The organism is Streptomyces diastatochromogenes (assembly GCF_002242805.1).
Classification (GTDB): Bacteria; Actinomycetota; Actinomycetes; order Streptomycetales; family Streptomycetaceae; genus Streptomyces; species Streptomyces diastatochromogenes.
Map to the genome: position 1 here is coordinate 245,567 of NZ_MCGQ01000023.1, position 19,986 is coordinate 265,552.

At 70.1% G+C, this 19,986-nt stretch carries 18 protein-coding genes; 6 read left to right on the forward strand and 12 right to left on the reverse strand.

Translation table 11 applies throughout. The features are described from left to right. Nucleotides 1-181 precede the first annotated feature (181 nt). Nucleotides 182-1,894, forward strand: coding sequence for an MFS transporter (locus BEK98_RS27425; protein ID WP_094219336.1), 1,713 nt, complete (start codon nt 182-184; stop codon nt 1,892-1,894). 178 nt (nt 1,895-2,072) lie between these two features. On the opposite strand, the gene BEK98_RS27430 is transcribed toward BEK98_RS27425, so the two are convergent. Together BEK98_RS27430 and BEK98_RS27435 are read right to left on the reverse strand one after the other, a co-directional pair. Continuing rightward, on the reverse strand, nt 2,073-2,534 hold the full coding sequence (locus BEK98_RS27430; protein WP_244202008.1) for a sulfurtransferase: 462 nt from the start codon (nt 2,532-2,534) through the stop codon (nt 2,073-2,075). Between the two features lie 110 nt (nt 2,535-2,644). Beyond that, on the reverse strand, nt 2,645-3,565 hold the full coding sequence (locus tag BEK98_RS27435) for a LysR family transcriptional regulator (RefSeq protein WP_094219337.1): 921 nt from the start codon (nt 3,563-3,565) through the stop codon (nt 2,645-2,647). Nucleotides 3,566-3,743: 178 nt separating this feature from the next. Here BEK98_RS27435 and BEK98_RS27440 point away from each other — a divergent pair, with 178 nt between their 5' ends. Continuing rightward, the gene (locus tag BEK98_RS27440; RefSeq protein ID WP_094219338.1) at nt 3,744-6,035 is read left to right on the forward strand and encodes an FdhF/YdeP family oxidoreductase; all 2,292 of its coding nucleotides are present in this window, start codon (nt 3,744-3,746) and stop codon (nt 6,033-6,035) included. Between the two features lie 28 nt (nt 6,036-6,063). Here BEK98_RS27440 and BEK98_RS27445 read toward each other — a convergent pair whose 3' ends face one another. Next, nucleotides 6,064-6,291, reverse strand: a complete 228-nt coding sequence (locus tag BEK98_RS27445) for a hypothetical protein (RefSeq protein ID WP_094219339.1) — start codon at nt 6,289-6,291, stop codon at nt 6,064-6,066. Between the two features lie 124 nt (nt 6,292-6,415). Here BEK98_RS27445 and BEK98_RS27450 point away from each other — a divergent pair, with 124 nt between their 5' ends. Further along, nucleotides 6,416-7,069 carry a LuxR C-terminal-related transcriptional regulator gene (locus BEK98_RS27450; RefSeq protein WP_094219340.1) on the forward strand — a complete coding sequence of 218 codons (654 nt, stop codon included), beginning with the start codon at nt 6,416-6,418 and terminating at the stop codon, nt 7,067-7,069. Here BEK98_RS27450 and BEK98_RS27455 read toward each other — a convergent pair whose 3' ends face one another. The 3 genes from BEK98_RS27455 to BEK98_RS27465 all read right to left on the reverse strand — a co-directional run bounded on the left by BEK98_RS27455 (nt 7,070) and on the right by BEK98_RS27465 (nt 11,310). Continuing rightward, the gene (locus tag BEK98_RS27455; protein WP_167444271.1) at nt 7,070-8,047 is read right to left on the reverse strand and encodes an SGNH/GDSL hydrolase family protein; all 978 of its coding nucleotides are present in this window, start codon (nt 8,045-8,047) and stop codon (nt 7,070-7,072) included. Between the two features lie 120 nt (nt 8,048-8,167). Further along, complete coding sequence (locus tag BEK98_RS27460) at nt 8,168-10,399, reverse strand: MMPL family transporter (RefSeq protein WP_094219341.1); 2,232 nt, start codon at nt 10,397-10,399, stop codon at nt 8,168-8,170. Between the two features lie 212 nt (nt 10,400-10,611). Continuing rightward, nucleotides 10,612-11,310, reverse strand: coding sequence for a TetR/AcrR family transcriptional regulator (locus BEK98_RS27465; protein WP_094219342.1), 699 nt, complete (start codon nt 11,308-11,310; stop codon nt 10,612-10,614). A gap of 155 nt (nt 11,311-11,465) precedes the next feature. Here BEK98_RS27465 and BEK98_RS27470 point away from each other — a divergent pair, with 155 nt between their 5' ends. Continuing rightward, entirely contained in the window at nt 11,466-12,149 is a 684-nt protein-coding gene (locus tag BEK98_RS27470; protein ID WP_094219343.1) for an SDR family NAD(P)-dependent oxidoreductase, read from the forward strand. A 29-nt stretch (nt 12,150-12,178) separates the two neighbouring features. Here the strand turns inward: BEK98_RS27470 and BEK98_RS27475 are convergent, their stop codons facing one another. After that, nucleotides 12,179-13,063 carry a helix-turn-helix transcriptional regulator gene (locus BEK98_RS27475; protein ID WP_094219344.1) on the reverse strand — a complete coding sequence of 295 codons (885 nt, stop codon included), beginning with the start codon at nt 13,061-13,063 and terminating at the stop codon, nt 12,179-12,181. Nucleotides 13,064-13,248: 185 nt separating this feature from the next. Here BEK98_RS27475 and BEK98_RS27480 point away from each other — a divergent pair, with 185 nt between their 5' ends. Next, nucleotides 13,249-13,653, forward strand: coding sequence for a (R)-mandelonitrile lyase (locus BEK98_RS27480; RefSeq protein ID WP_094219345.1), 405 nt, complete (start codon nt 13,249-13,251; stop codon nt 13,651-13,653). A 57-nt stretch (nt 13,654-13,710) separates the two neighbouring features. Here the strand turns inward: BEK98_RS27480 and BEK98_RS27485 are convergent, their stop codons facing one another. Beyond that, on the reverse strand, nt 13,711-14,889 hold the full coding sequence (locus BEK98_RS27485) for an MFS transporter (RefSeq protein WP_244202009.1): 1,179 nt from the start codon (nt 14,887-14,889) through the stop codon (nt 13,711-13,713). 110 nt (nt 14,890-14,999) lie between these two features. Further along, nucleotides 15,000-15,740, reverse strand: a complete 741-nt coding sequence (locus BEK98_RS27490; protein WP_094219347.1) for a hypothetical protein — start codon at nt 15,738-15,740, stop codon at nt 15,000-15,002. A gap of 153 nt (nt 15,741-15,893) precedes the next feature. On the opposite strand from BEK98_RS27490, the gene BEK98_RS27495 reads away from it, so the two are divergent. Next, entirely contained in the window at nt 15,894-16,862 is a 969-nt protein-coding gene (locus BEK98_RS27495) for a LysR family transcriptional regulator (protein WP_094219348.1), read from the forward strand. A 386-nt stretch (nt 16,863-17,248) separates the two neighbouring features. Here the strand turns inward: BEK98_RS27495 and BEK98_RS27500 are convergent, their stop codons facing one another. The 3 genes from BEK98_RS27500 to BEK98_RS27510 form a co-directional block, all read right to left on the reverse strand. After that, on the reverse strand, nt 17,249-18,733 hold the full coding sequence (locus BEK98_RS27500) for a SulP family inorganic anion transporter (protein WP_094219349.1): 1,485 nt from the start codon (nt 18,731-18,733) through the stop codon (nt 17,249-17,251). 75 nt (nt 18,734-18,808) lie between these two features. After that, nucleotides 18,809-19,417, reverse strand: a complete 609-nt coding sequence (locus BEK98_RS27505; RefSeq protein WP_094219350.1) for a carbonic anhydrase — start codon at nt 19,415-19,417, stop codon at nt 18,809-18,811. Between the two features lie 122 nt (nt 19,418-19,539). Next, nucleotides 19,540-19,938, reverse strand: a complete 399-nt coding sequence (locus tag BEK98_RS27510; RefSeq protein ID WP_143684161.1) for a hypothetical protein — start codon at nt 19,936-19,938, stop codon at nt 19,540-19,542. Nucleotides 19,939-19,986 lie beyond the last annotated feature (48 nt).

The following is a 19,986-nucleotide window of genomic DNA, read 5'->3' on the forward strand; positions in this document are numbered from 1 at the left end:
CCGAACGCGATATATCTTGTCCGTCGCCAAGGTTTGCGCTATATCTTAATGAACACCGTTCTTCGAGAGAGCACTGTTCTGCTAAGGTGAACAGTGTTCTCCGGTGCGTCAGCCCACATCCATCCGTCCCACCGCGCCTACGGATCGTCCCTGCGGCGCGGCCCTTTCACTAGGAGTTCCGATGTCCACCACCGGTGTCGCGTCCACCGAGACGCCCACCGACTCGCCAGCGCCCTACCGGTGGCGCTGGGCTGCGCTCTTCGTGATCCTCGCGGCCGAGGTGATGGATCTCCTCGACGCCGTGGTCACGAACATCGCCGGCCCCTCCATGCGGGCCGACCTCGGCGGCGGCGCCTCCACTCTGCAGTGGCTCGCCGCCGCGTACACGCTCTCGATGGCCGTCGGGCTCGTCACCGGAGGAAGGCTCGGGGACATTCACGGGCGCCGCCGGATGTTCCTGGTGGGGGCCGCCGGCTTCACCCTAGGTTCACTGCTGTGCGCGGTGTCCGTGTCCCCCGAGATGCTGATCGCCGCACGCTCCGTACAGGGACTCTTCGGCGCGGTGATGCTGCCTCAGGGCCTCGGCATGATCAAGGAGATGTTCCCGCCGAAGGAGTCGCAGAAGGCCTTCGGCATGTTCGGCCCGGTCATGGGACTGTCCGCGGTGTGCGGGCCGATCCTGGCGGGCTGGCTCGTGGACGCCGACTACTTCGGCACCGGCTGGCGGATGATCTTCCTGATCAACCTGCCGCTGGGCGCCGCGGCCTTCCTCGGCGCGCTGCGCTACCTGCCGAGGGGCCGGTCCGGCAGCAGGCCACGCCTGGACATACCCGGCATGCTGCTGGTCTCGCTGGCCGCGCTGCTCATCATCTTCCCGCTGGTGCAGGGCCGTGAGTACGACTGGCCCGTGTGGACGTTCGTCATGATGGGCGCCTCGGTGGTCGTCTTCGTCGCCTTCGCCGTGTACGAGTCGCGGCGCAGCAAGGCCGGCCTGGACCCGCTGGTCGTCCCCAGCCTCTTCCGCAAGCGCGGATTCAGCGGCGGCATGGCCCTCGGGCTGGTCTTCTTCTCGACCATGCAGGGCTTCATGCTGGTCTTCAACCTCTACACCCAGATCGGCCTCGGCTACTCACCGCTCAAGGCAGGGCTGGTGATGGTGCCCTGGTCAGGCGGCATGATCGTCGGCTTCGGGATCGCTCAGGGTGTCGCACGGTTCGGACGGACGGTCCTGCAGGCGGGCGCGCTGGTCATGGCGCTCGGCGTGTTCGGTGTGTGGCTGACCCTCGACACGGTCGGCGGCGGCGTCGGCCCCTGGCAGCTCCTGCCGTCCCTGCTGGTCACCGGCATCGGCATGGGCCTGCTCATGGCGCCGTTCTTCGACATCGTGCTCGCCAGTGTCGAGCAGCACGAGACGGGCTCGGCGTCCGGCACGATGACCGCGATGCAGCAGCTCGGCGGCGCTTTCGGTGTGGCCATCCTCGGCACCGTGTTCTTCGGTCTGCTGGGCGGCGGGATCGCCACCGCCGTCGACCACCACTCGGACGGCCTGCGGGGGCAGTTGGCCGCCGCACACGTGGCGCCCGCCGCTCGGGAGCGCGTCGTGACGGACCTGCGTACGTGCGCCTCGGACCGCGCCGTCGCCAAGGACCCTGCCGCGACCCCGGCGTCCTGCGCACGTCTGGAGAAGGACACCCGGTCCGCCGTGACCTCTCCTCAGGCGGCCGCCCGGATACCCGCCGCGCTCGAGTCCACCGCGTCGTCGGCCTTCCGGAGCGGTTTCGGCTCCGTCATGAAGACGGTGCTGTGGATCGTCGACGGCATGCTCGCCCTGACCTTCCTGCTCGCGTTCCTCCTGCCGCGCCACGCGCGCCCCGAGGAGTCGGCGGGGCACTGAGCACCGGCCGCGCCGGCATCGCGAACGGACGGCCGCCGGGCACCTCCTCAGGGGTGCCCGGCGGCCGTCCCGTTTCCGGGGCTGTCAAGGCCGGCGAAGCCCGCCTTGCCCCTGACGTGCACGTCAGGGATCAGCGTGCGGCATCCGGTACGACCACACCGACCGCAGCCCCGGCACGTCAGCCGCCCAGCTCCAGCGGCAGCGCCGGATCCTTGGACCACTCCTCCAACGAGCCGTCGTAGACGGCGATGTCGTCCCGGCCGAGCACGGTGAGGGCCAGCGCCGCGGCCGCGGCCGAGATGCCGCCGCCGCAGTAGAGGACGACCGGCGAGCCGGCGGTGTCGAGGACCTCGCCGACCCGGGCGGCGAGGTCGGGGCCGGGCAGCACACGCCCGGCGGAGTCCAGCAGTTCACGGCCCGGAAGGCTGTGGCTGCCCGGGATGTGGCCGCGGCGGGTGTTGCGGGTGGGGACGCTGCCGTCGAGGCCGCCGGTCGGCAGGGCGCACACCAGGGTGCCGGGGCGATCGCCTCGGCTGATGGCGGCCACTTCCTCGATGCCCGCCCACAGTTCGGGCCGTGGTGTCGGAGTGACGGGCGGCGCGACACCGAGCCCGATCGGTCCGCGCCAGCTCTGCGCCACAGTGAACCGGGCCGCAGGTCAGGGGGCCACGACCAAAATTCGATGCCCCGCATAGGCGGGGCCTATCGGTTCTGCTCCCGGGGCATCGGGCATCACAGAGCCAGGCCCCCCTACGAACGCCCTGGAATCTGCTCCAACGTGGCGGCTATGTCCGCCCGGCCCGCGATGTCGGCGAGCGCCTGGCCCATCACGGAGATCGGCTCACGACGCGGGATCAGCAGTCCGATGCGTTCCGTGCGGACCGGGTTCACCAAGGGGACCGCCTGCATGCCGACGGGCACGCCGAACACGTGCAGCCAGGCATGCGGTACGACGCTCGCCCACCGCCCCGTCCTGACGTGCGCGAACAAGGACGCGATGGAGTCGGTCTCCACCCGCGGCCGGGCAGGGGCGCCCACTTCCTCGAAGACGGCGTCCAGTACCCGGCGCCCCTGCATCATCGGGTGCAGCAGGCACAGGGGCCGGGCGGCCGCCTCCGCCCAGGGCACCTCGGCCAACTGCCTGCCGTCGGCCGGCGCCTTGGTCAGCAGCACGTACCGCTCCCGGTAGAGGGCGATGAACCTGAGACGGCGGGCGACGGCGGGGCTGTAGTAGGTGACGGCCGCATCCAGCTCGTACGCCTGCAGCTTCTCGACGATGTCCGCGGCCTGGAGATCGGCCATCACCTGCACGGTGGCCAGCGGATTCTCCGTGCAGAACGGTTCGGTGAGCAGGGACACCGCGGTCGAGGCCGTCGGCACCGAGCCGATCCGCAGACGGCCGCTCAGCCCGCCCCGCAGCGCCCGTACCTCCTCCTTCATCGCATCCCGGTCGGCGAGGATGCGCTGCGCCCACACCACGATCCGCTCACCCTCCGGCGTGAGCCCCTCGAACCTGCGGCCACGCCGCACCAGCGGCACGTCCAGTTCCTCCTCCAGCTTCCGGATGGCCTCGGAGAGCGCGGGCTGGGAGACGTAGCACTCCTGGGCCGCCCGGGCGAAGTGACGCACGCGCGCGAGAGCGACCAGGTACTCGAGTTGACGAAGTAGCACGCCACTGGTCTACCTCCTGCCGGCCCGGCCACCAACCAGGCACGTCGTCACGGGACCGCTGATAAGCGTCGCCTATCACGTGATCGCAGACGTGTCTTTGACCGTGATCACCCGACGGAGCAGAGTGCCGGAGGGCAGGGCCAGGCCTGCGGGGTGAACAAGAGGGCGGGGCGGTTCAATGGTCGACATCGAGGAACCGGGCGAGGAGAACCTGTCCGTCACGGCTCCCAAGACCTGGGCGACCGGAGCCCCGGCCGTGGCCCACGCCCTGCAGTACGCCCTGGGACAGACATCGGTACGGCGTACGGCCCTGACGCTGCTGAACATCAACCAGGCGAAGGGCTTCGACTGCCCGGGCTGCGCCTGGCCGGAGCCCGGGCCGGGGCAGCGCCACCGCAACGAGTACTGCGAGAACGGCGCCAAGCACATCAGCGACGAGGCCACCTCGCGACGGGTCACCGCCGACTTCTTCGGGCAGCACTCGATCGACGAACTCGGCCGCGCGTCGGACCACTGGCTCAACCAGCAGGGACGACTGACCGAGCCCATGGTCAAGCGCCCAGGTGCGGACCACTACGAGCCGATCGGCTGGGACGAGGCCCTCGGCCTGATCGCGGACGAGCTGCGCGCCCTGGACAGCCCCGACGAGGCCCTTTTCTACACCTCGGGCCGACTGGCCAACGAGCCGGCGTTCCTGCTGCAGCTCTTCGCGCGCGCCTTCGGCACCAACAACCTGCCGGACTGCTCCAACATGTGCCACGAGTCCAGCGGTTCGGCCCTGAACGAGACCCTGGGGATCGGCAAGGGCAGCGTCAGCCTCGACGACATCTACGACGCCGACCTGATCTTCGTCGTAGGACAGAATCCCGGCACCAACCACCCCCGGATGCTCTCGGCCCTGGAGGAGACCAAGCGCCGGGGCGGCCGGGTCGTCGCCGTGAACCCGCTGCCCGAGGCCGGGCTGATGCGCTTCAAGCACCCGCAGAAGGCACGCGGCGTCATCGGGCGGGGCACGGCCATCGCGGACCAGTTCCTGCAGATCCGCCCCGGCGGCGACCTCGCCCTGTTCCAGGCGCTCAACCTGCTGCTGCTCCAGGCCGAGGACGAGCGGCCGGGGACCGTCCTGGACCATGGGTTCATCGCCTCGCACACCACCGGATTCGACGAGTTCGCCGAGCACGCCCGCAAGACCGACTGGGCCGACGTCCTGGAGGCCACCGGGCTGAGCCGCGAGGAGATCGAAGAGGTCCACGCGCGCGTGCTCGACAGCCGCAGGATCATCGTGTGCTGGGCGATGGGCCTGACCCAGCACAAGCACGGCGTGCCCACCATCCGCGAGGTCGTCAACTTCCTGCTTCTGCGCGGCAACATCGGCCGCCCGGGGGCAGGGGTGTGCCCGGTGCGCGGGCACAGCAACGTCCAGGGCGACCGCACCATGGGCATCTGGGAGCGCATGCCCCAGTCGTTCCTCGACGCGCTGGAGCGGGAGTTCGCCTTCACCCCGCCCACGAAGCACGGCCTGGACTCCGTCGACTCCATCCGAGCCATGCTGGACGGCCGCGCGAAGGTCTTCCTCGGAGTCGCGGGCAACTTCGTACGGGCCACCCCCGACAGCGACGCCACCGAACGCGCCCTGCGCAACTGCCGGTTGACCGCGCACATCTCGACCAAGCTCAATCGCTCGCACACCGTCTGCGGCCGGACCGCGCTGATCCTGCCGACGCTGGGCCGCAGCGACCGTGACGTCCAGGCGAGCGGTGAGCAGTTCATGACGGTCGAGGACTCGATGAGCGAGGTGCACGCCACCCGCGGCCGACTCGGCCCCGCCTCCGACCAGTTGCTCGCCGAGGTGTCCATCATCAGCCGGCTGGCCCGCCTCGTCCTCGGTGAGCAACCCACCCTTCCCTGGGAGGAGTTCGAGGCCGACTACGACTCCATCCGCGACCGGATCGCCCGCGTCGTGCCCGGCTTCGACGACTTCAACACCCGCATACGGCACCCCGGCGGCTTCCGCCTGCCCAACCCGGTCAACCAGCAGAAGTTCAACACCGCCAGCGGCAAAGCCGTCTTCACCCGCAACGACTTCACGATGCTCCGCGCGCCCAAGGGACACCTCATCCTGCAGACCCTGCGCTCGCACGACCAGTGGAACACCATCCCCTACGCCATGGACGACCGCTACCGGGGCATCAAGGGCGGCCGCCGGGTCGTCCTCGTCAACCCTGCCGATCTGGCGGAGCTGGGGCTGGCCGACCGCGATGTGGTCGACCTGTTCAGCGTCTGGCGCGATGGCGTGGAGCGCAGGGCCGACGGATTCCGCGTGATCTCCTACCCGACGCCACCAGGGTCCGCGGCCGCGTACTACCCGGAGACCAATGTCCTGGTGCCGCTGGACAGCGTCGCCGACATCAGCAACACGCCGACGTCCAAGGCAGTCGTGGTCAGGTTGGTCCAGCATGTCAGTACGTGATGTACGTACTTGATGTACGTACATGACGTCAGTACTTGATCACGACGTTGAGCGCGTTGTGGGTGTCGCCGGCGGTGGTGATGGCTTCGACGATCCGGTCCTGAGGGAATTCGTGGGTGATGACGGACTCGATGTCGAAGGCCTTGCTTTCCATGATGTCCATGACGGTGCGGACGTCGTCGGGGGTGTAGCCGCCGGAGCCGATGAGGTCCTGGTGGGCGTAGGCGAGGGTGCGGAACGAGGTACGGCCCGACACCGGGCCGCCGGCCGTTCATCGGACGACACGAGTCCCGGTGCGCTCGTCACTCGTCCACGCGGCCACCGCAGGCTGAGATCCTGCCGGGATCGCTCCCTCGAAAGGAAACCCCCGTGGAGTTGCCATGCGTGTGGTGATCGCCGAGGACAACGCCCTGCTGCGGGAAGGGCTCGTACTGCTGCTGACGTCGGCCGGGCACGAGGTCGTGGCCGTCGCCGGCAGTGGGCCCGAGATCATGCCCGCGCTGCTGGAGCACCGCCCGGACGCCGCCGTCCTCGATGTGCGGATGCCGCCGAGCTTCCGTGACGAGGGCCTGCGCGCCGCTCTCGACGCACGGCGGCAGATCCCCGGCCTGCCGGTGCTGGTGCTCTCCCAGTACGTCGAGGAGTCGTACGCCACCGAGTTGCTGAGCGGCGGGACCAGCGGGATCGGCTATCTGCTCAAGGACCGGGTCGGCCGGGTGGACGAGTTCCTCGACGCGCTGGAGCGCGTCGCGGCCGGCGGTACGGCCCTCGACCCCGAGGTCGTCACCGAGTTGCTCACCCGCCGCCGCGACTCGCCCCTGGACTCGCTCACCCCGCGCGAGCGCGAGGTGCTGAAGCTGATGGCGGAGGGCCACGACAACGCGACCATCGCCAGGACCCTCGTCGTCACCGAACGCGCCGTCCACAAGCACATCGGCAACGTCTTCCTCAAACTGGGTCTGCCCCCGAGCGACAGCGGCCACCGGCGGGTCCTCGCCGTCCTGGCGTACCTGGCGCACGCGCCCCGGGAGTGACTACGGCGACGTCCGCACCGCGCGCAGGACGGCGTCAGCCATACCGCGCTCGCCGCGCTCGTTCGGGTGGACGGCGGCCGCAGGGCTGTTCGGGATCAGGGGTTCGATCCAGCGGGTGTCCTTCGCCGAGCAAGCGCCGTGACCCTCGGAGGGCGTGTAGGTGTCGACGTAACTCATGCCTGCCCCTTCGGCGCGCTGCCGCAGCATCGCGTCGAGCTGCTGCTCCTTCTCCCGGAGGTAGTCGATGTCGCCCGGCGCGAGGGACATCTCGTCACCGCACTCCCTACTGCCGGCCGGCAGGATCGCCGGGTATCCGACGACGTACACCCGGGCCTCGGGGGCGCGGTGCCTGACTTCGGTCAGTGTGCGGGCGAGGCGGTCGCCCGCCTGCTGGATCCTCTGACGCACCTCGTCGGTGCCCCCGTTGACATAGTGCCGCTCGCAAGGGGCGTCTGCCGGCTTGTCGGTGTCGCCGCCGAGGGCTTTTCTGTACGTGTCGCCGCCGAGGGCCTTGTGGAGCAGCCCCGCCCCGACGCATCGCTCGATCATCGAGCCGAATCCGATGTCGTTGCCACCGATGCCGATGGTGACCAGCCGGGTGTCGGTGTCCAGCGCCATGAGCTGGGGCGGATTGGTGCCGTCGCGGGTGGGTTGCCGGGCGGTGAGGTCGGCGAGGGTGGCGCCGGTGCAACTGACGTCGCGGAAGTCCGCCCCCTTGAGCCCCAAGTCCTGTGCCACCAGCGCCGGGTAGTTCCGGTCGGAGCGGGCGCAGCCGGCCGGGTCCCCGGTCTGGTCAGGGATCATCGGGCCGGCGGTGTAGGAGTCGCCCAGTGCCAGGTACGGCCCCTTGCTCGGGGCGGCCGGGGTCGTCGTGTCGGCCGGGTCGCTGTCGTCGTACCGTGCGACGCCGACCGAGACGGCCAGGACGCCGCAGGCGAGCAGGAGTCCTGCCGCCAGAGTTCGCGGGTGAGTCGTCATCGAGATGTCCTGTCCTCGTCGAGGTGTCTGTCTCCCCGGGCGAGCGGCGCAAGGGGGGAGGGCTGGGGAGAGCGGAAGAGCGGGAGGGGCCGCCTGCTCGAGACGGCCCCTCCCGAGGGCTCAACGGGCTGCGGCGGGCTCCGCGGAGTGCGGCTCGTCGGCCGCCGCCGAAGCCGTCGGGGCAGGCACCGTGCGGCTCAGCTTCTCGCCCTCGACATCGATGTTCGGCAGCAGCCGGGCCAGCCAGCGGGGCAGGTACCAGGCCTTGTGGCCGAGCAGGGAGAGGATGGCCGGCACGATCGCCATACGGACGACGAAGGCGTCGAAGAGCACCGCGATGGCGAGTCCGAAGCCGATCATCTTGATCATCGACACATCGGCCCCGATGAAGCCGGAGAACACCGCCGTCATGATCAGTGCGGCGGCCACGACGACCCGGGCGCTGTGCCGGAACCCGGAGATGATCGCCTGCTTGGGCGCGTCGCCGTGGACGTACGCCTCCCGCATGCGCGAGACCAGGAACACCTCGTAGTCCATCGCCAGGCCGAAGACGATGCCCACCAGGAAGATCGGCATCATGCTCATGATCGGCCCGGTGGACTCCACGCCCAGCAGCTTCGCGCCGTGCCCCTGCTGGAAGACCGCGACGACCGCGCCGAGCGCCGCGAGAACCGAGAGCAGGAAGCCGAAGGCGGCCTTGAGCGGCACGAGCAGGGACCGGAAGACCAGCAGCAGGAGCACGATCGCCAGGCCGACCACCACGGCGAGGTACGGGATCAGCGAGGCCTGCACCTTGTCCGCGACGTCGATGTCGAGCGCGGTCTTGCCGGTGACCTCGAAGGACACTCCCGCGTCCTGCTCGATGCCGGGCCGTTCGTCCCGGATGGTCTTGACCAGGTCCTTGGTCTTCTCGTCGGTGGGGCTGGTGGACGGGGTGGCGGCGAACACGGCGGTGTTCCCGGCCGGGTTGAAGCGGGCCGGCGTGACGGAGACAACGCCCTTGGTGGCCGCGATGTCCTTCGAGATCGTGGACACGGCCGCCTTCGGGTCATCGGATCCCTTCGCGTCGACAACGATGGTCAGCGGCCCGTTGAAGCCGGGGCCGAAGCCTTCGGCGAGGGCGTCGTAGGCGCGTCGCTCGGTGGTGGAGGTGGGCTTGGCCTCGTCGCCCGGCATGCCGAGCTGAAGGTCCATCACCGGCGTGGCGACCGCGCCGAGGCCCACCACACCGAGCACAAGCACGGGCAGCGGAAGACGCACGACCACCTTGGCCCAGCGAGAGCCGCCGTTCTCGGTCTTCCTCTGCTTCCTGCGATGGCGCTCGGAGTTCCGGCGGGCGCCACGCGACAGCACCGCGTTCGGCCAGAAGCCCAGGATCGCCGGGACCAGGGTCAGACAGATCAGGACGGAGACGAGGACCGCGCCGGCGGCGGCCAGGCCCATCTTGGTGAGCACCGGGATGCCGACCACGCTGAGTCCGGCGAGCGCGATGACGACGGTGAGCCCGGCGAAGACGACCGCGGAGCCCGCCGTGCCGGCGGCGAGACCCACGGCCTCCCGCGGCGCGTGGCCCCTGGCTCGCTCCTCCCGGTAGCGGGAGACGACGAACAGGGCGTAGTCGATGCCGCAGGCCAGGCCCAGCATCGTGGCCAGCGTGCCGGTGTTCTCCGACAGGCCGAAGGTCGCGGACAGCGCCATGATCCCGGTCATGCTGGCGGCCACACCGATGATCGCGGCCAGCAGCGGCAGACCGGCGGCGGCCAGCGAGCCGAAGGTGATCAGCAGGACGACGGCGGCTACGGCGATGCCGATGACCTCGGCCGGTCCACCGGCCGCCGGCCGGGTCGCCAGCGCGTCGCCGCCGACCTCGACGGTCAGACCGGCGTCACGGGCCTGGTCGATGGCTCGTTCGAGATGGTGCTTGCTCACGTCGGTGAGGTCGTCGGCCTTCGCCTTGAAGGAGACGGTCGCGTACGCGGTCGTACCGTCCTTGCTGACCGCCTTGGCCTGGAACGGGTCGACCGCGTTGGCCACCTGCGAGCCGTCGGCGGCTTCGTCGACGAGCTTTTCGATCGCGGCCCGGTTGTCGGCCGCGGTGACCTTCTCACCGCCGGGGGCGATGAACACGATCCGTGCGCTCGCCGCGCCGGCCGTGGTCCCCGGGAAGCGCTTCTCCATCAGGTCGAACGCCTTCTGGGACTCGATCCCGGGCATCGTGAAGCCCTCATCGGCAGCCGCGGGCGCCTTGGACGCCGCGAACCCGACGGCGCCCAGCACCGCCACCCACAGCAGGGCGACGAACCATCGCCACCGGAAGGCCGTACGGCCCAAGTGATAGAGGACAGTTGCCATGACGAGGGAGCCTCCACATCAGCGGTTCAGAAAGGTCGGCAGGAGCCGGAACCGCCTCTGTGTGGGGGGATGTCCGCCCTGGTCAGGGCGGGGTCGGGGAGGCGTCCGTTTCCGCATCTCACCCTTTCGCGAGCCGCTCGGTGCCACGAGGGAGCGCTCTCCCGAATGCATGGTGTAGGCCGCTACACCATGGGATCGGTGTCGGCCCGAGGTCAGCCGCTCTTGTCCGGCTTCGCGGCGGTGATGCCCGCGGGGCTGGCGCGGAGCATGGCCTTGTAGAGGGCGTCGTGCTCGGGCGAGGGGGGCAGGGGGCCACGGGCCGGGGCCTCGAAGGACTGGATCAGCAGGGCGACGACGCGTCGCCAGGCGTCGGGAGCGGCGTCGCCGGTGGCGTTGACGACGCCGGCGTTCGCCATGTGGATCAGTACCAGATCCGAGGGGTCGAAGTCCTCGCGCAGACGGCCTGCGGCCTTGGCGCGGTTGATGAGCCGCACCATGGCCTCGTACGCCTCGTCGCGGCGCTTCTCCAGGGCCTTGGCGGTGGGGAAGGTCATGGTCAGCACGTCGGCGAAGCCGTAGTCGGCGGCCTGCATCGCGCAGACGGTCTCGATGTAGCCGGTGAATCCGTGCCAGGGGTCGGGGTCGTCGAGGGCGACGGCGACCGCGTCGGCGTAGGCGTCCATGCGGTCGGAGAAGACGGCGGCGACCAGGTCCTCCTTCGTCGGGAAGTGACGGAAGAGGGTGGCGATCCCCACGCCGGTCTCACGGGCCACGGAGGCCATGGAGGCGTTCAGGCCGTCCCGTCCGAACACCGTGCGCGCGGCGGCGATGATCCTCCCTCGGTTGCGCTCGGCGTCACTGCGCAGAGGCTGGGCGGCGGTGTCGTCGGAGTGCTGGGCGCCGGGGTTCATACCGGCCAGTCTAACAACCGGAATGCCCTATCCATTTCTCGTGCTACGGTGGCTGCAGTGAACCGGATAGCCCTATCCGGATCCCGAATCAGATAGGGCTATCCACATCTTCTCGCCTCCTCGTCTCCTCGACGACGTTCCTCGAAAGGATCGCTGTGACCAGCATCGCCATCGTCGGAGCCGGCCCCCAGCTGGGCCTGGCCATCGCCCGCACCTTCGGCTCCCAGGGCTTCGACGTCGCCCTGATCTCCCGTAACCGCGACAAGCTCGACGGTCTTGTCGGCAAACTCACCGCCGAGGGCATCACCGCCGCCGCGTTCCCCGCGGACGTGCTCGACCGTGACGCGCTCACTCAGGCGCTCAAGGACGCCGCCGCGCGGTTCGGCGGGATCGACGTCCTGGAGTACTCCCCGGTGGGGACGTTCGGCGTCACGGCGCTGACCGCTCCGGCCACCACCGACCCGTCCCATGTGGAGTTCGAGATGAACTTCCAGTTGTACGGGGCCATCGCCGCCACGAAGGCGGTGCTGCCCTCGATGCGTGAGGCCGGTGCGGGCACCCTGCTCTACACCACCGGTGCCGGCTCGATCTGGCCCGACCCGCGGGTCGCCAACGTCAACGCCGCCGCGGCGGCCCTGCGCAACTGGGCGATGAACCTGCACAAGGAGCTGGCCGACGCCGACACCGGTGTCCAGGCCGCCCACGTCGGCATCGACGTGTCGATCGGCACCGCCGTCATCCCCGGCCTGCCGACGGCCCGGCCCGAGCAGATCTCCCCCCTCTACTGGGAGTTGCACACCACCAAGCGCGACCGGGCCGAACTCGTCTTCAAGCTCTGAGATCACGCGGAAGGGGGTGTTCCGTCCGGTCATGGACCCGACGGCGTGGGCAGTGCCGCGTCGGTCGCGGCCCAGCTGGCCAGCAGCTTGAGGGCGTCCTCGTCGGCTGTGCCCGGTTCGGCAGTCATGACCGTCAGGCTCAGTGAGGGCTGGGCCGGCATCTGCATGGCGTCGAAGGCGAGACTGAGTTCGCCGACGACAGGGTGGTGGAAGTACTTCACGCCGCTGTAGTGCAGGCGCACGTGGTGCCGGGCCCAAGCCGCACGGAAGTCCTCGCTGCGGGTGACGAGTTCGCCGATGAGGTCGGTCAGGGGCTTGTCGTGGGGATTGCGGCCGGCCTCGGTGCGCAGCAGCGCGACGGTGTTGTTCATCGACTCCTCCCAGTGGCGGCCGAAGAACTCGCGGCCGTGGGGGTCGAGGAACTTGAACCGGGCGATGTTCACGGGTGGCTTCTGCCCGTCGGAGAACAGGGGCGCGTACAGGGCGTAGCCGAGCCGGTTGGCGGCCAGGAAGTCCAGGCGGCCGTTGCGGACGAACGCGGGCGCGTCGGTCATGGAGTCGAGGATCCGCTGCACGCTGGGCGGGACCTGTGTCTGCTGCTGGGCCGCACGGCGCCGCTTGTGGGGTGCGGTGTTGGCGGCGCGGGCCAGGTCCTGCAGGTGGTCGCGTTCGGCCTCGTCGAGCTGCAGGGCCCGGGCGAGGGAGTCCAGCACCGCCTCGGAGACACCGGTGAGGTTGCCGCGCTCCAGGCGGACGTAGTAATCGACGCTCATTCCGGCGAGCATGGCGACTTCCTCGCGACGCAGGCCGGGGACGCGGCGGTTGCCGCCGTAGGCGGGAAGGCCGGCCTGCTGAGGGGTGATCCTCGCCCGGCGCGAGGCCAGGAACTCCTTGATCTCGCTCCTGCTGTCCATGTTCTCCAGGCTAGGTGTGCTCCCCAGGGCGTGGGGGGTTCTGTCATTACCTGGAACAGCGTTACCTTCCCCGCCCGCGTGACCAGCGGTTTCATCGGTAGTGGCCAGAGACCGAAGGCCCCTCCACCTGACCTGGCAGGCCACACCGCCGGACCTCGACGAGTCACGAGTACGGAGCACACACCATGGAACTGTTGAAGAAGCAGCCGACGATGAAGTTGCCGACCGAGTGGTTCACCGGGGACGCCTGGGCGGACGTCATCTACCGAGGGGAGGACCCCTCCCGCGTCCGTGCGAACGCGGTCCGTTTCTCCCCCGGCGCCCGCACCGCCTGGCACTCCCACGGGCTGGGCCAGACCCTCTACATCGTCGAGGGCATCGCTCTGGTCCAGTCCCGCGGCGGCGAGATCCTCGAAGCCCACCCCGGCGACGTGATCTGGACCCCGCCGGGCGAGGAGCACTGGCACGGCGCCGCTCCCGACCACTTCATGACCCACATCGCCCTGTGGGAGACCGACGACGTCGACTGGCTGGAACACGTCCCCGACAGCGAGTACGGCGGCCCGCGCCGGTCCACCCGCACCGCCTGACCCACCACACCCTCGCCCGGGGTACGACGCTCCCGGCGCGGGCGCGACAGCGGCGCGCTAGCGCAGCACCAGCAGGGTCGCCAGGGCCGGGCCGAGGGCTCCGCCCATGAGGTAGCCGAGCTGGAACAGGCCGATGCTGGTGGGGCGTTGGCGGTCGGGTACGGCCGAGGCGGCGGCCATGGACTGGGTGGCGTTGGCGCCGGTGGCGCTGAAGACGGCGAGGCCGATCGCCACGAGCAGCACGATCGCGCTGTGGGCGAAGACGGCCGCCGCCGCTGCGACCGCCCCGACCGTGAGCAGGACCGCCCGCACGTTGGTCTGCCCCAGGCGCGCGGAGACGGCCGCGAAGACGAGGGTGAACACGGATCCGGCGATCATGGCGATCATCTGGCCCGCGGCCACCGAGCCCGTCGACCAGCCGGCCCTGTCGGCGATCAGCTGCGGGATCGCGAAGAGCAGGGTGAAGTACGACACCGACAGGACGAAGGCGACCAGGACCGAGCCGCGGAGGAGGCGGGAGCGCAGGGCGACCGCGGGGACGTACCCGTCCGGACGGCGCCGGATGTGCAGGGCCAGCAGGACCGCGGCGACGGCTGCCACGGCCAGGGCGGGCAGCGGGTTCGACGGCAGCAGGACGAGCCCGCTCGACAGGACTGCCAGCAGCACCGCGCCCCGGGCGTCGAAACGGCCCTCGGCGGGCGGTGCCTGTGTGGTGTGCCGGCTGACCGCGGGGACGGCGAGGAGGGTGATCACCAGGATGGACAGCGCCGCCCGCCAGGAAACCGCGTCGGTGAGGCGCTCGCCGACCAGCGGCCCCACCGCTCCGAGCATTCCGGACCCGGCGCTGATCACGCCCATGCGGCGTGCGGTGCCGGCCAGGTTCATGGCGATGGCCATCATGCCCGCGCCGCCCGCCGCCTGACCGGCCCGCCCGACGAGGGTGAGCGGCAGCCACGGCGAGACGGCCACCAGCAGGGTGCCGACGGCGACGAAGGCGGCGCTGAGCCACAGCGCGGCGCGCGTACCCCGCCGTCGCAGCAGCGTCGCGATCAGTGGCGTCGCGATGGCCAGTGCCAGGGCGAACACGGTGACCAGCCACGATCCGGTGGCTGTGGTGATGCCGAGGGAGCGGCTCATGTCGCCGAGGATCAGGACGGCCGCGTTGTTGGCGGCGGCAACCGGTGTGGCGAGCAGCGCCAGCCAGAGGATGGGGACGCTACGGGACGATTCGCTCACGGTGGAGGGGGTGCGCGTGGCAGCCGCCCTGGAGATGGGGGACATTCTTCTTCCTGTGGCTGGGACTGCTGCGGATGTCTGGGGGCTCGCGTGACGGGCCGACGCGCAGGTCAGTTCGGAGTCGTTCCGTTCAGCAGCCGGGGGACTTCGCCGCCGAAGTCGATCCACGGATTCGTGCCCAGGACTTCCGCCCCGTCCACGCTCGGCTCCTCGTACCGCATGACGAACTTCTCGGGGCCATGGGCGTACGCCACGATCAGGCCGTGCTCGGCGTCCAGGAAGGCGCCGTGGGGCCGGAGGCCGGGGTAGCTCAGACGCCAGGCCGGGTCGCCGATCTCCACGGCGCCTACGGACAACTTGGCGACCACGCCGTCGGTCAGTCGGTAGAACCAGGTCCAGGGGCCGCCGGAGACGACGGTCATCACCTCGTCGATGCCGACGCCGTGATCGGAGCTGTTGACGTGGAGCTTGCCGAAGCGCTCCTGCACGGCGTGCCGTGCGTCGGCGTCCATCGTCTTCATGTCGTACACCTTCGGGTACGGGGGGACCCCGACTTCGGAGGTGTTCAGGTAGCCGCCGCGATGTGCCTCCGGCTTGCGGCCGGCCAGTTCGATCTGCTCCAGCAGCCGGCCCCGGTGCAGGCTGAAGAGCGAGATCAGCTCCGCGGATTCCTCTTCCGAAAGCGCCCGGGCCTTGGAAGCCTCCAGGATCGGGTGAGCCTCTGCGGGAACGGGAATCCGGCTGACGCGGACACCGACGGTGCGCAGCACCTGGTTGACGGCCTCGACGCCGATCGTGGCGGGCCTTCCGTCGGTGTAGGAGAGCTTCAAACCCTGGTCTGGCTTCGTCATTTCTGGTCTTCCTGAGGTGAGTTCACGTGATCGAGCGCGGCACTGCCGCTGCGGCAACGCCGTCCCCAGCAGGGCAGGCGCTGCGACACTTCGACCATCCGCCATCAGGTTCATTTATGGAAATGCTTTGTGTGCATCCGTATCATTCGCCGCATGGATGAACTGCGTCGGATCGACCTCAATCTGCTGCTGACGCTGCACGCCTTGCTGGCCGAGAAGCACGTCACGCGTGCCGCGTTGCGGTTGAACAAGAGCCAGCCGGCCGTCAGTCACGCGCTCGCACAGCTGCGGACGCGGTTCGGTGATCCCCTGCTGGTACGGCATGGCGGCCGCATGGTCCTGACGGCACGCGCCGAGGCGCTGACGCAGCCACTGGAGGACGCCTTGACCAGCCTGAACGGGCTGCTCAGCGCACCCGACTTCGACCCGTCGCTCACCCGCAGGCGCTTTCGGCTCTCCCTGTCGGACTACGCGTCGCGCATCGTCCTGCCCCCGCTGGTACGCCATGTGCGCCACGAGGCGCCCGGCCTTGATCTCGCGATCAGCCAGGCCGGCCGGGAGGCGATGCTGGCTCAGCTCACAGACGGCGAACTCGACATCGCGCTCGGAGTCTTTCCCGACGTGCCCGAGGACATCGAGGTTCAGACTCTCTTCCAGGAAGAGTTCATCAGCCTGGCGGACAAGGCGGTACTGCCCGCACAGGGCGAGCTGTCTCTGGAGGAGTGGCTGGAGCGCCCGCACATCATGCTCGCCATGCGCCCCGATGCGAACGACGAGATCGAGACAGCTCTGGCCGCGCGGGGACTGCGGCGGCATCTCGCCGTGACTTTGCCCCACTGGAGTGCGGCCGTGGACCTGCTCGCGGGCACCGATCTCATCCTGACCGTTGCCGGCCGGGCGGTGGGGCCCATGCAACGGCACAGGGCACTACGGAAATTCACACCGCCCCTGGACCTCCCTCGATTTGCCTACCAGCAGGCGTGGCACATTCGGCGAGCGAACGATCCCGCTCATCGCTGGCTGCGCGAGGCCGTGCTGACGTGCAGTCAGCCGGCCAACTCTCAGAACCTCTCCACCCGGAGGCCCGAGCGGCCGGCCGAGGCACTTGCCGCACAGCCCTGAGCGGGCGGCCCGGGCGGTAGGGAATGATGAGCGACCGTGCCACCTGATCACGTGACCGAGCACGAGTGGCGTGCCGGAGCGGACCGGGCCAGTCGTACGGGAGCGTGCGCGCGGGCCGGCCTCGTCCTCGCCCGCTCCGCATGCCGCGGCCAGGGGAAGGATGGCCGTCAGGGCGGCACCTCGCACGAGGCGGGTGGCGGTGGGCGGGATGCGACCGATGCGCCCTCGTGATGGCTGCTGAAGCACGTGCCTCTCCGTATCCGCTCTTCTGCCCGCGCCGACGGACCGGCGTACGACAAGGGGTACGGGTGAACGTTCATGGCTGTTCACGCCGTATCTGACCGAGAGCCCGTGGGGCGGCCGGGACACCGCCCCACGGGCCGGACTCATGCCCGGGCGCGGGTGCGCTCGGGCTGGACGGTGTGCGCGTTGTGCTGGTCGGCCCAGTTCTGCAGGGCGCTCATGCAGGCGTGGTCGAGGTGGCGCAGCCCGGCGAGGTTCAGCTCGACGGCGCGGTCGGCCGGCAGGCGTTCCAGGGTGTCGAGGATGTGCGGCAGGCGCAGGAAGGTCGCATGCCCTCGGACGCGTACCTGCGCCGCTCCCTCACGGCTGTCGTCGACGTCGATGTGGACGTGCGAGGCTTCCCAGGCCGTCTTGGCGACCGCGAGCACCAGGCCGATCAGGACGCCCTCGAACATGTTGGTGACCAGGATCGCGCCGGCGGTGACCACCAGCACGACGGCCTCGCCCCGATGTTCACGCCAGAGCGGCCCCAGCTCCTTGACCGGCAGCAGCTTGAAGCCCGCGTGGACGAGAACACCGGCCAGCGCGGCGGTCGGGATCATGCCGAGGGCGCCGGGCAGCAGGGCGGCGAACAGCAGCAGCCAGACGCCGTGCAGGACGCGGGAGGCCTTGGTGCGGGCGCCCGCCTGGACGTTGGCCGCGCTGCGCACGATCACCGCCGTCATCGGCAGCGCGCCGAGCAGCCCGCACACGGTGTTGCCCGCGCCCTGGGCCATCAGCTCCTTGTCGTAGTCGGTCTTCGGTCCGTTGTGCAGCCGGTCCACCGCTGCCGCGCTGAACAGCGACTCGGCCGACGCGATGAGCGTGAAGGCGACGATGGTGGTCAGCAGGCCGACGTCGGCGAGCTTCCCGAAGTCACCGAGAGCGGGGGGCTGTACGGCCTCCAGCAGACCGCTGACCTTGACCCGCGCGACGGGGAGGTCGAGGACGAGGGTCGCCACCGTGGCGGCGGCGACCGCGACGAGCGGGCCGGGCAGCAGCTGCGCCTTGCCGGGCAGCTTCTTCCACAGGGCCATGACCGCGATGGTGCCGCCCCCGATCCCGACCGCGGTCAGTGCCGCTCCCGAGCCGAGGACATCGGCGGCCAGGGCGGGGAGGCCCGCGATGTTGGAAGTACCGCTGCCGGGGGCCTTTTCGTCTGCGAGCGTGTACAGCTGCCCGGCGATCAGCACCAGGCCGATACCGGCGAGCATGCCGTGCACCACGGACAGCGAAATCGCCCGGAAGAGCCGCCCCAACCGCAGTGCTCCGAGGGTGAGTTGGAGCAGACCGGTGGCCAGCACGATGACGCCGAGGGCGGGCAGCCCGTACTCGGTCACGGCGGTGAGGACCAGTACGGTCAGGCCGGCGGCGGGCCCGCTGACCTGGAGGCTGCTGCCGGGCAGCAGCCCGGTGACCAGGCCGCCCACGATGCCCGTGATCAGACCGAGTTCGGCCGGGACACCGGAGGCGACGGCGACGCCCACGCACAGCGGCAGGGCGACCAGGAAGACGACGAGCGAGGACGTGAAGTCGGTGCGCAGCGCGGACCGGAAGGACGAGAAGGAAAAGGAACTAGCAGAGTTCATGGCGTTCTTTCTGTGGTGGAAGGAACGTCGCGTGGAAAGCGACCGAGGCGGACATGCGGGCCGTGCCCGGTCGGCCTACAGAGGCTTGAAGGTGCGGCTGCCCGGCGCGCAGGCCAGGACCTCGCCGGTCTCGACGGTGTAGAACCAGGCGTGCAGCCGCAGCCGCCCCGACGTGATGCGGCGGGCGACGTACGGGTAGCTGCGCAGGTGCTCCAGTTGGGTCAGCACGTGCTGCTGGGCGACGGCGGTGGGGTCCTCGCCCAGCCCCTGGGTCTGCCACGGCTCGTTTCCGGAAGCCCGGTACTCGGCCCAGGACAGCCAGCGCCGCAGCAGCGGCATGGTCCGGACGTTCTGCTCCCGCATCAGCCCCTGTACGGCACCGCAGTGCGAGTGCCCGCACACGACGATGTCGGGCACCTGCAGGGCCTGGAGGGCGAACTCCAGGGAACCGGCGACACCGCAGGCGGCCTGCGGCCGGTAGCGAGGGACGATGTTGCCGGCGGTGCGCAGCTCGAAGATGTCACCGGGGCGGGCGCCGGTGAACATCGAGGGGATCACCCGGGAGTCCGAGCAGGAGATGAACAGGGCCTGGGGCTGCTGCCCCCGGGCCAGCCGTTCGAACTCCTCCTGCCGGTCGGCGATCTTCGCGGGGAACGTACGGGCGTGGTCGATGAGTGACTGCATGATCGGCCTCGTGCTCTTCGTGAAACGGGAAAGGGCGCGAAGTGGGCGTACGGCACCGACCCCGTGGCTCGCGAGGGAGCCGGGAGTACGTGTGGTTCAGGGGTGGTGCCGCACGCTGCCGATCAGCAGCGGAACGTCTGCAGGGTGTTTGGTGTGGGTGCCGCTCCGGCGGCGGGGTTCCAGGCGTCTCTCGCTGTGCGCGGCTGTGCGGGCCCGGATCCTGCGGACGAGGTGTCGGGATCGCCCGGTGCCTCGTCCAGAACCGGCGGTTCACTGTGGGGCTGCGCCGCGCGTGGCAGCCAGGCAGGAGCGTCGGGCGCCTCGGCGTGGTGGTCGGAGCCCGAGTGTGCGTGTTCCGCCACGGCCGCCGGTCCGAGCAGCTTCCTGGGTTCCGGTTCCACGGCCGGGGCCATGACGGCTCCACCGGTGAGAGTGGTCCCGGAGTGGTGCGGCGTAGCGAAGTGCAGCAGCACGGTCGCGGCCAGCAGCACGACGGCCACCGCCATTCGCCGTATCACCACTGGACCTCCGACGCTTTCCCTCTGCCGATGCCAGAACGCTACCGGCCG

Excerpts from the sequence above, each read along its gene's own strand:
- BEK98_RS27425 (WP_094219336.1), top strand. The coding sequence starts at position 182 with ATGTCCACCACCGGTGTCGCGTCCACCGAGACGCCCACCGACTCGCCA.
- BEK98_RS27465 (WP_094219342.1), bottom strand. The coding sequence starts at position 11,310 with ATGAACCCCGGCGCCCAGCACTCCGACGACACCGCCGCCCAGCCTCTG.
- BEK98_RS27490 (WP_094219347.1), bottom strand. The coding sequence starts at position 15,740 with ATGACGAAGCCAGACCAGGGTTTGAAGCTCTCCTACACCGACGGAAGG.
- BEK98_RS27450 (WP_094219340.1), top strand. The coding sequence starts at position 6,416 with ATGCGTGTGGTGATCGCCGAGGACAACGCCCTGCTGCGGGAAGGGCTC.
- BEK98_RS27495 (WP_094219348.1), top strand. The coding sequence starts at position 15,894 with ATGGATGAACTGCGTCGGATCGACCTCAATCTGCTGCTGACGCTGCAC.
- BEK98_RS27505 (WP_094219350.1), bottom strand. The coding sequence starts at position 19,417 with ATGCAGTCACTCATCGACCACGCCCGTACGTTCCCCGCGAAGATCGCC.
- BEK98_RS27480 (WP_094219345.1), top strand. The coding sequence starts at position 13,249 with ATGGAACTGTTGAAGAAGCAGCCGACGATGAAGTTGCCGACCGAGTGG.
- BEK98_RS27455 (WP_167444271.1), bottom strand. The coding sequence starts at position 8,047 with ATGACGACTCACCCGCGAACTCTGGCGGCAGGACTCCTGCTCGCCTGC.
- BEK98_RS27475 (WP_094219344.1), bottom strand. The coding sequence starts at position 13,063 with ATGGACAGCAGGAGCGAGATCAAGGAGTTCCTGGCCTCGCGCCGGGCG.
- BEK98_RS27500 (WP_094219349.1), bottom strand. The coding sequence starts at position 18,733 with ATGAACTCTGCTAGTTCCTTTTCCTTCTCGTCCTTCCGGTCCGCGCTG.
- BEK98_RS27460 (WP_094219341.1), bottom strand. The coding sequence starts at position 10,399 with ATGGCAACTGTCCTCTATCACTTGGGCCGTACGGCCTTCCGGTGGCGA.
- BEK98_RS27440 (WP_094219338.1), top strand. The coding sequence starts at position 3,744 with ATGGTCGACATCGAGGAACCGGGCGAGGAGAACCTGTCCGTCACGGCT.